The 13,287-nt window shown below is 41.9% G+C and carries 13 protein-coding genes; 3 read left to right on the top strand and 10 right to left on the bottom strand.

Features of this window, described 5'->3' with window-relative positions:
• Positions 1-33: 33 nt before the first annotated feature.
• From arsC to DESME_RS03515, 3 genes are all read right to left on the bottom strand, one after another.
• On the bottom strand, positions 34-453 hold the full coding sequence (gene arsC, locus DESME_RS03525; protein WP_006715241.1) for an arsenate reductase (thioredoxin): 420 nt from the start codon (positions 451-453) through the stop codon (positions 34-36).
• 414 nt (positions 454-867) lie between these two features.
• Complete coding sequence (locus DESME_RS03520; RefSeq protein ID WP_006715242.1) at positions 868-1,680, bottom strand: arsenite methyltransferase; 813 nt, start codon at positions 1,678-1,680, stop codon at positions 868-870.
• An 84-nt stretch (positions 1,681-1,764) separates the two neighbouring features.
• Complete coding sequence (locus DESME_RS03515; RefSeq protein ID WP_006715243.1) at positions 1,765-2,073, bottom strand: ArsR/SmtB family transcription factor; 309 nt, start codon at positions 2,071-2,073, stop codon at positions 1,765-1,767.
• A gap of 153 nt (positions 2,074-2,226) precedes the next feature.
• On the opposite strand from DESME_RS03515, the gene DESME_RS03510 reads away from it, so the two are divergent.
• Complete coding sequence (locus DESME_RS03510) at positions 2,227-3,333, top strand: TDT family transporter (protein ID WP_006715244.1); 1,107 nt, start codon at positions 2,227-2,229, stop codon at positions 3,331-3,333.
• 140 nt (positions 3,334-3,473) lie between these two features.
• Here the strand turns inward: DESME_RS03510 and DESME_RS03505 are convergent, their stop codons facing one another.
• The 7 genes from DESME_RS03505 to DESME_RS03475 form a co-directional block, all read right to left on the bottom strand.
• Positions 3,474-3,800 (bottom strand): ArsR/SmtB family transcription factor, encoded by a 327-nt coding sequence (locus tag DESME_RS03505; RefSeq protein WP_006715245.1) that lies wholly within the window; start codon positions 3,798-3,800, stop codon positions 3,474-3,476.
• A gap of 177 nt (positions 3,801-3,977) precedes the next feature.
• A complete protein-coding gene (gene phoU / locus DESME_RS03500) occupies positions 3,978-4,634 on the bottom strand; it encodes a phosphate signaling complex protein PhoU (protein WP_006715246.1) in 657 nt (218 codons plus the stop codon).
• Positions 4,635-4,650: 16 nt separating this feature from the next.
• A complete protein-coding gene (gene pstB / locus DESME_RS03495) occupies positions 4,651-5,406 on the bottom strand; it encodes a phosphate ABC transporter ATP-binding protein PstB (RefSeq protein WP_006715247.1) in 756 nt (251 codons plus the stop codon).
• Positions 5,407-5,418: 12 nt separating this feature from the next.
• On the bottom strand, positions 5,419-6,261 hold the full coding sequence (gene pstA / locus DESME_RS03490) for a phosphate ABC transporter permease PstA (RefSeq protein ID WP_006715248.1): 843 nt from the start codon (positions 6,259-6,261) through the stop codon (positions 5,419-5,421).
• On the bottom strand, positions 6,261-7,121 hold the full coding sequence (gene pstC / locus DESME_RS03485) for a phosphate ABC transporter permease subunit PstC (protein ID WP_006715249.1): 861 nt from the start codon (positions 7,119-7,121) through the stop codon (positions 6,261-6,263). The genes pstA and pstC overlap by 1 nt, the downstream gene beginning before the upstream one ends.
• Before the next feature lie 196 nt (positions 7,122-7,317).
• Complete coding sequence (locus DESME_RS03480; RefSeq protein WP_006715250.1) at positions 7,318-8,181, bottom strand: phosphate ABC transporter substrate-binding protein; 864 nt, start codon at positions 8,179-8,181, stop codon at positions 7,318-7,320.
• A gap of 110 nt (positions 8,182-8,291) precedes the next feature.
• A complete protein-coding gene (locus DESME_RS03475) occupies positions 8,292-8,993 on the bottom strand; it encodes a response regulator transcription factor (RefSeq protein WP_006715251.1) in 702 nt (233 codons plus the stop codon).
• A gap of 332 nt (positions 8,994-9,325) precedes the next feature.
• On the opposite strand from DESME_RS03475, the gene DESME_RS03470 reads away from it, so the two are divergent.
• Positions 9,326-11,527, top strand: coding sequence for a GGDEF domain-containing protein (locus DESME_RS03470; RefSeq protein ID WP_006715252.1), 2,202 nt, complete (start codon positions 9,326-9,328; stop codon positions 11,525-11,527).
• Positions 11,527-13,254 carry a methyl-accepting chemotaxis protein gene (locus DESME_RS03465; RefSeq protein ID WP_006715253.1) on the top strand — a complete coding sequence of 576 codons (1,728 nt, stop codon included), beginning with the start codon at positions 11,527-11,529 and terminating at the stop codon, positions 13,252-13,254. Before DESME_RS03470 ends, DESME_RS03465 begins: the two co-directional genes overlap by 1 nt.
• Positions 13,255-13,287: the final 33 nt, after the last annotated feature.

Raw genomic sequence — 13,287 nt, 5'->3', positions numbered from 1 at the left:
GAGCATTTTTACTTTCATTTTTATTTAATTCAATTACTCCCCATTTAAAGCAAATTGCTTGATCCGTTCTTCGATCTCATCACGAACTCGCCTAAAAACCTGTAATCGCTCCTCATCGGAGCCTTCTGCTCTTGCCGGGTCTTCGAATCCCCAATGATCTCTTTTGACATGTGGAGGAGTCATTGGACATCGATCATGGGCATCTCCACACAGGGTGATTACATAATCCGCTTGATTAAGTTGTTCTAAGTTAATCACGTCCGAAGTCTGTCCCGAAATATCTACCCCCACTTCGGCCATGACCTTAACTGCCAAGGGATTCAAACCATGAGCCTCGATCCCAGCACTATACACATTATATTCATGGTCCAGGTATTTCTTACCGAATCCTTCGCCGATTTGACTACGGCAGGAATTTCCAGTACAAATGAAATAGATCGTCTTTTTGTTCATAGGTCTATCTCCTTAATTTATTCGCAGGTGCGATTTATAATATAATTATATACTTATATTGTAATGCGATCAATAGTATTACCTAGAAAAAACGGGGCTGTCGCAAAACAGCCCCGTTTTCGATGCTCAAAATAATTATGAACTATTGCAAAAGACCCGAAAGCGTAGTTTCGCGCATAGGAGAGAACGATTCGCGGAGTGACGTGCAGGTGAACAAAGCCTTCGTAGCCTAGCGCAGCCAGAGGTTCACATCAGGTATTGCCTAGAGGTTTGGCGGAGCTGCTACGAAGGCGAAGTGAACCAGTCCCAGAGCGCTAGAGTGAACGGATAGGCGCGAAACTACACGACCATAGGTTTTGCGACAGTCTCGTTTCTTGAATTTCTCATAGATTCACGTTCAATCTTCAATTTTTTCTAGACTGGCTTATTCGCCCGAATAAAGGCACTCACAATTGACCCTTGGAATTTCTCGATTTCCTCCTCTGAGAATTCCTCCAGCATACCTCTCAAACTTGGGTCTGTAAGATCATACTCGCGGGTCACTTGAAGTTCGATATTTTCAAACCCTGATAAAGCGAGCTTTTCACGATATTCTTCTTCCAACAATGCCCCAGCGATACACCCTGCCCAAGCTAACATATTCTCCCGGATCCTTTCCGGGAGAGATTTCTTTAATACAATATCCGAGACAGCGAATCTTCCCTGGGGTTTCAATACACGGAATGCTTCTTTCAGTACTTGATCTTTATCCCCTGAAAGGTTTATAACACAGTTTGAAATAATCACATCGACTGTATTATCAGGTAAGGGAATTTCTTCAATGTGCCCTTTCAAGAACTCTACATTCTCCACTCCGCTCTTTCTTTGATTCTCCCTTGCAACTGCAAGCATTTCCTCCGTCATATCGAGTCCATATGCTTTCCCTGTCGGTCCCACCCTTTTAGCTGAGAGAAGAACATCTAGTCCGGAACCACTTCCCAAATCCAATACAGCCTCACCCGGATTTAAGGTTGCCAAAGCTGTAGGATTTCCACATCCGAAGGAATTGGCGACTAGATCTGAATCTAAGCCTTGTAAATCCGCTTCATCATAAAGATTAGCTGTAATCGGGTCTTTCGCATCACTTAAGGAACTACCACAGCACCCGCTGCTTCCACAACATCCTTGATTCTGATTCGTAATGGCAAAAGCGTACTTCTCTCTTACCGTTTCACGTATATCTTCCATTTCAGTTTCCTCCCTTTTTACAGTATTGAGTAGAAATTTAAGGCACATCAAATTTTCTTGATATGTAGAATAAAAAAATAGAGGTTATAGTTTAAAGTCCAATTCGACTTGTTCAATATACCTCCTTAGCGTTTCTTGATTAAGGTAATAATATTTCCATTTCCCTTTAGATTCTTCGGTGATAAGCTTGGCATCTGCGAGTTCTTTCATATGATAGGAAACTCTCGATTGGATCAATCCTAATGCGGATACGATATCACAATTGCATACCCCCTCATATGGGGAATTACAGCACCCTTGAGTTTCACCCCTTTCATTTTTAGCTAACATCAGTAGAATACGATGACGAATGGGATCACTTAAAGCATTTGAAATTCTAATTGTATCTATCATAGCTTCATCATATCAAATATTTTTGATGTTAACAACTAAACTTAGAAGTTTTGTTCTTCGTGATAACATATTTATACATTTCCCTTGATTGATACCTCCTACAGATATATACTATATTCGTAATTCATAATATAGTAAAGAGGAGGATTTTAGATGTCACGAGAGAAAGGAATCGTTAAAAACTTTTCTCCGGCTTGGTTTGCTGCCGTCATGGGCACGGGTGGATTTGCTAATGTACTCTATCTATGGGGTAACATTTGGGCACCCTCTCGCAGCCTAGGAATCGGTCTAGCCTGGCTAAATGCACTACTTTTTATTTTAATCTTTATCCCCTGGTTACTTCGCTGGTTTTCGCACTTTGACAATATCAAAAAAGATTTAATGCACCCCATTATGGGAAACTTCTTTGTGACCATGCCTATCGGGTTAATCATTCTTGCTTCGAATGCTGCACTAATGGGTCAAAAATTTTTTAGTCCCTCTTTTTTATCTTCCCTCGCCTTGCTCTCTTGGTTGATTGGGGTGCTGGGTGCGTTAATTTTCGGAACGCAAGCTTCTTACAACATGATGCGTTCTGAACAAACGCCGCCTCAAATGATCAACTTTGCTTGGTTAATTTCACCGGTTGCGAGTATTGCTGTTCCCCTAATCGGAAACCCTTTAACAACAATGTTACATTCCATGAATGCTTCTTGGGCTAAAACGGCACTTCTCATCAATTTCAGTTTTTGGGGACTTGGCTTTTTCCTCTTTCTTTTCATCGGGGCTATAGTCTTCACACGATTTGCTCAACATTCGTTACCTCCAAATCCGATGGCACCCACCTTTTGGATTATTCTCGGGCCAATCGGCGTGGGAACTGTATCATTAATGGGTTTAGCCGATTCAGCTAAGCTCCTAGGGGTTCTTCCCGGTGTAGAAACGCTTTATCTCCTGGCAAACATCATTTGGGGACTCGGCTTATGGGCCATCTTAATTACCCTCTTGATCTCACGTCATTACCAAAAGCATGGAGGCATCCCTTTTACCCTATCCTGGTGGGCCTTCATCTTCCCCCTTGCTGCCTATACGATGGCCAGTTTTAAATTAGGGGTGTATTACCAATCCAGCCTAGTCCTTGGATACACCGCTCTTCTCACAGCTTTGCTCACTGTGCAATGGATCTTATCCTTTGTACGAACCCTCGCTGGAAGTTTTAACGGAAAGCTTTTCCAAGCCCCACCTCAACCTATGCCAAATCCTACGTCTACCAATAAATAGGTACTGAAAAAACGACTGTTTCAGCGAGAAGTAACATAAAAGCAACTCCAATCGGAGTTGCTTTTTTCCTAAGAAACAAACTGTGATTAACATGGAGGTCAAATATGTCCACAAATATACCGCTATTAGTTATTCCTTTCTCACCGTCCTCCCAAATGACGAATTAACTCTTGAGTTTCATTGAGTTGTTTGGTCATAATACTTTCAACCGTTTTTAAAATCTCCAAAACTTCAGGATATTTGATCTGATAATGAACTTGTAGCCCCGCTTTTGTCGAGGTAATAATATTCTGTTTGCGTAAAATCGCAAGATGTTGAGAAACATTAGATTGTTCTAGGCCCAAATCCTCAATAATCTCGCAAACACATACTTCTTGATCCGCAATACGTTCAAGAATTGCTACCCGAGTTGGATGAGCAAGCGCTTTAAAAAAGTCACTTTTTATTTTCGTAATTTGATCTTCCACGATTTATCCCCTTTATCTTACACTCTATGACTAAAAAAAGACTTCCTAATATTATAATACATAATATAATACCATTTGCCTATAATTCAATAACTATACCTGTCTTCAAGTCTATAAAAAAGACCTTGAATCGACCGATTCAAAGTCTTGATACTCCAGCTTCCAAATTTGCCTTATTTAATTTAAATCGGTCCGTTTACCTGTGACAACATAAAGGACTTCTTCCGAGATATTGGTACAATAGTCACCGATGCGTTCCAAGTGTCGTCCCGCAAATAAAAGATAAGCGGCTTGATTGATTTTCTTCGGGTCCTCAATCATCAAGAGCATTAATTCACTGAAAATCTGATTATAAAGATGATCAACAATGTCATCTTTTGCAGCCATAGCTTGTGCTTCTTCAGCATTTTCATCCTTACACGCCGTGATACCTTGTAAGGACATCTCCCGAACAAGCTCTGCCATACGGGGTAAATCAATAAGAGGTTTAATCAACTTTTCGCCACCAATGCGTAACGAAATTTTAGCAAGGTCAACTGCTAAATCACCCATGCGCTCGAGATTGATTGAAATTTTGAAATAAGCCACGATTTTACGCAAGTCTTTTGCAAAAGGCTGTTGTGTAGCAATGAGAAGTGTACATTTCTCTTCAATTTTCGCTTGCAATTCGTTAACCTTAAGATCCCCAGTAATCACATGGTTGGCTAACTCTAAATCTTGTTTATCAAGGGCGGTCATTGCGTCTTTAATCTGGCTGTTCACCATTTCCCCTAAGCGAAATATTTCCTCATTCAAGTCCTCTAAGGCTTGATCAAATAAATGTCGAGTTGCCACTCTGAATACCCCCTTATTAACCAAAACGGCCAGAAATGTAATCCTCTGTTCTCTGATCTGCAGGTCGAGTAAATAAAACCCCTGTTTCATCCGCTTCAACAAGTACTCCGTTTAAGAAAAAGGCGGTTTGATCAGAAATCCGCGAGGCTTGATGCATATTATGTGTGACAATAACAATTGTATACTTTGCTTTTAATTGACTAATCAACTCTTCGATCTTCATTGTTGAAATCGGGTCAAGTGCAGAGGTTGGTTCATCCATGAGCAGAACTTCCGGTTCCACCGCTAAGAGGCGAGCAATACATAGCCGCTGCTGCTGTCCCCCCGAAAGTCCGAGAGCGCTCTTGTGCAAGCGGTCCTTCACTTCATCCCATAAAACGGCTCCCCGCAGGCTGGACTCGACAATTTCATCCAAACGTGCTTTCGAATTTTCGCCATGGATTCGCGGTCCATAAGCAATATTCTCATAAACCGATTTTGGAAAAGGATTTGGCCTTTGGAAAACCATGCCGACCCGTTTCCGCAAAAGGGCAATATCAGTATCTGACGCGTAAATATCTTCATCATCAATCTTGATCTTACCCAAAATTTTAACATCTGGCAAGAGATCATGCATTCGATTCAGACTTCGGATAAAGGTTGACTTTCCGCAGCCTGACGGTCCAATCAGCGCTGTAACGCTCTTCTCAGCCATCTTCAGACTAATATTATTTAAAGCCTTATGGTCACCGTAGAAGAGATCTAGGTTCTCAACAACGATTTTATCCCTCATCACTAGTCTCCTTTATTCGTTTTTGCTGTTTAGTCGTCTTTCCATCAAGCGGCTTGGCAAAGATAATACGAGATTAAAAATCAATACAACAATAATCAACAATGCCGCTGTACCATCTGCTATGGCATCAGCATTTGTCCCTGGCAACGGATTAGCCTTCACAGCATATAAATGAACGGCTAAAGTTTCACCAGCTGCCATTGGATTAGTATCAAATAAATATCGGGAGACATTCATTCCTGCTGTAAAGATCAAAATCGCTGTTTCCCCTAGAGCGCGTCCAGCAACGAGCGTTATTCCAGTCAGAATTCCCGGGAACGCAGTCGGCAGAACAACCTTACGTATAGTTTGCCACATCGTTGCACCTAGAGCAAGGCTTGCTTCACGATAACTTGCGGGAACTCCCCTTAAGGAATCTTCCGTGACACGCACAAGGATAGGTAAATTCAAGAGGGCTAAAGTGGCGGCACCACCCACAATGGTGTACCCTAGTCCCAATACATTAACAAAGATAATCATACCAAATAAACCAAACACAATTGAAGGTACACTTGCCAAGCATTCCACACTCAAACGGATTAAATCGGTCAGCTTATTCTGAGGTGCATATTCCGCTAAATAAATACCCGCTCCAATCCCGATCGGTAAGGAAAAGAGTAGCGAGAGAAAGAGGATATAAAACGAGTTAAAGAGTTGAGCCCCTATACCATCCGGGCCGATAAAAAACTCAAGATTGAGGTAATGTAATCCGCGACCTAAGATGTATACCAAAAACCAGATAAGTAGGCCAAGGATAAACAATGCAGCAAACCAGAGCACTCCCGTCGCCAATTTATCCATTTTTTTAGCGCTCATTATTCAGCCCCCTTTTTAGCCGCTACCCTTACAAGAATAATGAGGACAAGGGAAATAAGTAAGAGAATTAAGGCCATCATAAATAAAGCATTATTCCAAGTTGAACCAAACGGAGTATTTCCCATCTCCATAACAATATTACTCGTTAAAGTTGACGATGGGCTTATCAATGAATTCGGAAATTGTGAAGAATTGCCGATGACCATTTGCACTGCCATGGTTTCTCCGATAGCACGTGCCATCGCTAAAATCAGTGCGGTTAGGATTCCTGGTGAGGCAGCCGGAACTAACACTCTCCAGATGGTTTGCCAACGAGTAGCACCCAGTGCTAATGATGCTTCTTCATAAGTAGCAGGCAAGGAACGTAGAGTATCTTCTGTAATGCTAATAACCGTCGGCAAAATCATAATCGATAAGACAATGCCACTAGCAAGCAATCCAAACCCTGTAGGTGAACCTGTTGTTTCGCGTATAAAATTAACGAGAACCGTAATTCCAACATAACCATAGACGACTGAAGGAATACCCGCAAAAAGATCGGTAGCCGGGCGCATAATTCGCCTTAACCAAGGCGGGGCAATTTTTGCCATAAATACTGCACCAGCTAAACCGAGAGGTCCTCCGATAAGAATGGCAATCAAGGTTGAAACAAGGGATCCTGTAATAAAGGACAATGCCCCGTAATTTCCATTACTCGGGTTCCAAATACTACTCGTAAAAAATTCAATCAAACTAGCATCATGAAAAGTCGCTAGCCCTTGATTCCCTACAAACCAGATAATCGAAACGATAATCAATGAAACCAGAACTGCACTGGCAATAAAAAGATAGCGAAACAGACGATCGTTAAAATAAACCATAGACCTACTCCGAGGCAAAATTCCCACCCCCCACTGTATACATGACATACTTACTTTAGCTTGCCTCTGTTAAGCCCGAATTAAACAATTGTTAAATCTATGTTAAAAATCCTAACCTTCTATTAAAATTCAACATCTTAACAGGGGTTAGGATTTTTAATTCTTTATTGATTACTATTTCCAGCAGGATAACCGATTATTTCTTCATTTTGCTGACAGGGATAAAGCCAGCTTTCTCAACATTAGTATTTTGGAAATCTGCACTCATGATGTAATCGAGATATGCTTTCACAGTTCCCGTAGCTTCACCCTTCGTATACATGTGGCCGTATGCAAAGATAGGATATTGTCCATTGATCACTGCATCAGCACTATAAGCAACACCATTGTATTTCAGAGCTTTAACAGTATCTTTTAAATAAGCAGCATCGATATAACCAATAGATCCAGGAGTTTGTCCTACAGCAGTAATCAAGTTACCTGTGGAATCTTGAGCTGTTGCAGCAGAAGTGAAGTCTTTTCCATCTAACACAATTTTGCTAATAGTTGCCCGTGAACCAGACGAAGCAGCACGGCCAATAATCGTAATTTTAGCGTCTTTTCCGCCAACATCCTTCCAGTTGGTGATTTTACCTGTAAAGATATCCGTTAATTGAGCTTTGGACAAATCATCAACGGTAACATCTTTATTAGTAATAACTAAGAACGGTTCAACAGCAACTTGATGATCGACTAAGCCTTTGTCTTTGTAATCAGCATTTCCATCGACACTGACGTCAGAGTTACCGATATCAGAAGAGCCGCTTGCTACGTTGTTAAGTCCGGTGAAGGATCCGCCGCCGCTGATGTTCACTTGAACGCCAGCATTCTTGCTCATGAAATCTTTAGCCGCTGCTTGTGCTAATGGTTGGAGAGCGGTCGAACCTGCTGCCGTGATTGTTTTCTTATCAGCTGTTGTGTTTCCTCCTTGAGGAGCGGCAGCTTGTCCACAACCTGCCAATGCCAATAGGGCAACTAACGCAGTGCTCACAATAGCAATTCTAGACTTCTTCTTAAACATGTTTTAATTTCCTCCCTCAATTTCGGTTTTAAAAACTATATGAAACGCTTTCACAACTGCATTATAGATAATGTTTGTTAATTGACTATGAATTAATCGTAAAGGACTTGTTAATTTTTCGTTAATTGATTTGAGGCGAAGCGATATCCAATACCTCGTACGGATTCAATGATTGGGCCCAGAGATTTGAGCTTACTCCTTAAATTACTGATATGAACATCGACCGTTCGCGTATCACCACTTGTTTGATACCCCCATACCTTTTGCATGAGATATTCTCGGCTAAAAACTTGATTGGGTCGATTAAGAAAAATATGCAACAGTTCAAACTCCTTAGCCGTTAGGTTCATGTTCTCCCCTGCCACAGTAGCGATATAGCTATCCGTCCTGAGTTCTAAATCTCCCCAGCTGATCGTCTTTTCCTTCTCAAGATCATTATTACGCTTACCCTCACGGAATCTGGCTTTGACCCGCGCAAGTAATTCTCGAGGACTAAAGGGCTTGGTCACGTAATCATCTGCTCCTAATTCAAGCCCGATGACTTTGTCCGCTACTTCATCTCTGGCACTCAAGATTATTATAGGTAGATTTGCGCTTTCAGGATTTGCTCGAATCGCTTTACACACTTCGTAGCCATCCAGCTCAGGTAACATAACATCTAACAGGACTAAATCCGGATGCTCGGCATACACCATCTTCAATCCGCTTTTCCCATCGCCGGCTATTCTAACGTCATACCCTTCCCTTTTCAGATTATAACTCACCAATTCTTGAATCTCTTTTTCATCTTCAATTAACAAAACCTTAGACATTAGACGCCCCTCCCACCGGTTCAAATATTAAGTATTGAATTCATTTTATACTTTTCATGTTAACTCATAGTGAAGAATTAGTTAAATTCCTGTTAACGCTTATGTATACTTTACATAAAATTTAACAGATCTTAATAATTCCTTCTATCTTTCTAATATAAAATTAACGATTAACTTTTAAACTTGTAATAAACATGAAGAATAAATTAACGAGGTGTGAGAATGAGCAGAGGAAATACTACCGCAGGGTATTTGAATTTTATGAAACGCCAGTAACAAGGTGTTACCTTAAGACTTCAATAGTTATCCGTTGTACTAAAGGGGAATGAATTATGAACAACAGTGCGCAATATAACCAACCTCATGAACGTCAACTCTACCAAATTCTGCGCGATGGGCGTTCCATCTGGGTCCTCTATCTCGATATCGTTAAATTTCACGAAGTTGAGTTCCGTCGCGGCTATAAAACCTGTAACCGAATTCTCGAAGAAGTAGAAAAAGAAATTAATCATAACCTTAAGCAGCATGCTCATCTCTTTAAAACAACGCTGCTTGAATGCAGAGGCGGTGATGACTTTGTAATCTACTTTGTACCTCACACTCAGGTCTCTTTTGATTTTCAAACGTTCATTACTCCCTGGCTTCCTTCACTTCAAAGCAAAATCAATACTCGAATTCAAGAGTTTGTATTGGAAAACATCCATATACGAACAGGATTTGTTGAATGTAAACCTCAAGCCTCAAGAAGTGCCGATTATTTGCTCTATAACGCAGTGAAGGAAGCTTTCCGCTTAAATAAATCTGAACCCGATCCTCAATATGATGAACGCAAGGATGAGATTCATCGATTATTAACTCATCAGGAAAACCATTTAACCTCTGCTTATCAACCCATCCTTGATGTTAAACGAGGCGAAATCTTTGGCTTTGAAGCTTTAGCCAGAATGAAAGCCCCCACTTGTTTTTCTAATATTGCTGAGCTTTTTCCCTTTGCTGAAAAGATTGGAGAGCTTTATCCAATTGAAACATTATGCCGGCGAAGTGCAATCTCAAGTTCTTCTAAAGTCCTCAAGCCTCAAGAGCTATTATTTCTTAATGTTAATCCCCAGATTTTAACTGATCCAGATTTTGCTTCAGGCCAAACGCGTAAACTTCTTGCTCAAAAAAATCTAAAGCCTTCTGACGTCGTCCTTGAAATTACAGAACGCAGCGCTATTCAGGATTTTTCCACCTTCCGTGAAGCCTTGGAGCACTACAAAAGCCAAGGCTATCTCATAGCCCTGGACGATGTTGGAGCAGGCTATTCCTCTTTACAATCCATCGCCGAACTTCAGCCTGATTTTCTAAAAATTGACCGCTCACTGATCCAATCTATTCATACCGATCCGACGAAATGGGCCTTGCTCGAAACTTTCAGCACCTTTTCCCGCCGCATTGGCTGCCGTCTTCTCGCCGAGGGAGTTGAAACCGAAGCCGAAATGCGGACCGTTGTTCAATTAGGTGTAGATTACGTTCAAGGCTATTTTGTTGCCCACCCTTCTTTTGAGCGTGCCGTGATCAATCCCCGGAGTCTTGAGTTAGTTAAAAACAGACACAACGTGAATGTCCAGGATAGCAATACCATTCTTTCCCTGGTCGAACCGCTTCCCCTTTTTAACCCTGACGACTCCGTTCACGTTGTTGACGAGTATTTTCGAACTCATCCTAACATCTGGTTCATAGGAATCGCTGAACATAAACGAGTTAACGGGGTTATTCACCGCGATAAATTCTATTCTTCGCTTGGGACCCGCTACGGAGTAAGTCTCTATATGGAACGCCCCATCACCCTGCTTATGGACTCAAACCTGCTTATGCTTGAAGATAATACACCGATTGAGATCGCTTCGACCCTTGCCATGTCTCGTTCTGATGCCCAACTGTATGACGGGCTCGTCGTCATACACCAGCAAACAGCCGTTGGCATGGTTAAAGTCGCTTCTCTCATCAAAGCAATGGCGGCTACGCAAATCAAGATTGCTCGAGGAGCTAATCCGTTGACCGGATTACCGGGCAATATTGCGATCGAACAAGAGATTCAAAAAAGGATTACTAATAGGAAATCATTTACCCTCATTTATGCAGACTTCAATCACTTCAAATATTATAATGACTCCTTTGGATTTCAAAGAGGAGATATGGTCATCAAGCTATTGGGCGAGATATTACTCAGAGCTGGCGGCTTCGACCACGAATCCGCCTTTGTCGGTCACATCGGCGGGGACGACTTTTTATTCATCACTGAGAGAACCCAACTCGAAGAACTCTGTGAAGCAATCATCGCTGAGTTCAAAATAAAAACCGAGCACATGGTTGGAGCAAATCATCTCAGTGTTGCGCTTGCTGCCCTCATCCTACCGGAAAATGATGCCTTAACCCCCGCTGAGATTGCCCAACATGCTGCACATCTCAAAAAAGAAACGAAAACTATCCCGGGAAATGCTTATCGAATTGAACCGCTTCGGATTCAAAAAAATGAAGGGACTGGCATTTGATGATTGGATTTCGACATTGGAAAACCGCTTCTAAAATCATTTCCTTAGTTTTGCTCATGATTCTCTTTATGGGAGTCTTAAGTTACACTGGTTATTCTTATTATCTTCAAGCCGAACAGGCTATGAATTCGATTTACTCCAATTCAACCCTTTCAATCGAACTTTTAAGCGATGCGGCAAGCCGGTCAAAAAATTCAGAGCTCTTCACTACCCAAGCTCTCCTCGCCGCAACTGAATCAGGTACCCAACGAACGCTTATAACTGAAGCCAATATCTCAGCAGCACTTGGCGCTGAAGCGCTAGAAAAATATCAGGCTCTGCCGCTTGAACCTTATGAAGAACAGCGTCTAACCCGGTTGCAAGAACTGATCGCAGCAACAAACACTGAGCGTCAAAAAATCCTCACCCGCATGGACACCGAAAACCCAGCTCAGATCTATCAAGAATATCAAACCAAAACTGCACAAAGCTTATTTGAAAGTAATACGATTTATACTGAGCTTCTGGAATTTAACACTCAAGAAGCGGAAGCAACTCTCGCAAGAGATAATCTTAATTTTGCCAGAGCCGAAAAAATTCTATTTGGACTTCCTCTTGCAGCAGGCCTTATCGCTTTACTTATCGGTTTATGGCTGTCCCGGTTAATTTCCAAGCCCTTAAAGCTCATCCTTCAGACAGTTGAAAAAATTGCGGACGGAAATTTAGATGTACAGCCGCTGACGGGTCAAGCCCGCGATGAGGCAGGGCGGCTTGCAACTGGAGTAAACAAGATGTTAGAAAATCTTCAGCATCTTGTAAAACATATCCAAATTTCCGCACAACATGTAGCTGATTCCTCAAACCAGCTTCTCTTCGTAACAGAACAAACAGCCCTCACCTCAGATCAAATAGCCGCCTCAATCGATCATGTTGCTGCAGGAACAGCCAAACAATCCTCTTCCCTTGATAGCACCTTAAACGGTATCGAAGAAATTTCTTCTACAGTAAAGTCTATTGCTACACACAGTTCTAGTGTCACGAGACTCGTTGAAAAAACAGAGAATACAGCTCAGGGAGGTCAAAAAGCCGTTGTTCAAGCGATGACTCAAATGTCTTATATTGGTCAGGGAACAAAGAGTGTTCAAGCGGCGATTCAGAAATTGTCTCAGAGTTCACGCCAAATTTCTGACATCACCGAAGTCATTTCCGGAATCGCTGATCAAACCAATCTGCTCGCCCTTAATGCAGCCATTGAAGCGGCTCGAGCAGGTGAAAACGGACGCGGTTTTTCCGTTGTTGCCGCAGAAGTCAGAAAGCTCGCCGAGCAGACCGCTGGAGCAACCCGCGAAATCGTGGTCTTAATTCAAGACAACGAAAATAATTTACAAGATGCCATTCAATCGATGCAAAATGACGCAAGTTTAGTCAATGAAGGAATTGAAGTCGTTAATCATGCTGGAGAAGGATTCGACAGCATCACTGAGCTCATTCAAAACGTTATGAGTGAAATTCAAGAAGTCACACAGTCGATCTACAGCATCTCTTCCTCGAGTCAAACCGTCACAGCCGCGGTTCGCGATGTTGATGAGGTTAGCCGTGAGACGGCTGCTCAAGCCCAAACTGTTTATGCTGGAATCGAGGAACAAAACGCGTCGCTTGAGGACTTAAAAGTAGCGAATCTTAACCTTACCGAATTAGCGCAAAACCTCAAACTCGAAATAAATCGCTTTCATCTTGATATCCTGTAAAGTATACATAATTCATGAGGCTTTCTGTCACTT

This window comes from Desulfitobacterium metallireducens DSM 15288, from assembly GCF_000231405.2.
Taxonomy (GTDB): Bacteria; Bacillota; Desulfitobacteriia; order Desulfitobacteriales; family Desulfitobacteriaceae; genus Desulfitobacterium_A; species Desulfitobacterium_A metallireducens.
Note: the sequence above shows the minus strand (reverse complement) of the source record. Positions and strands in the feature narration are given on the sequence as shown.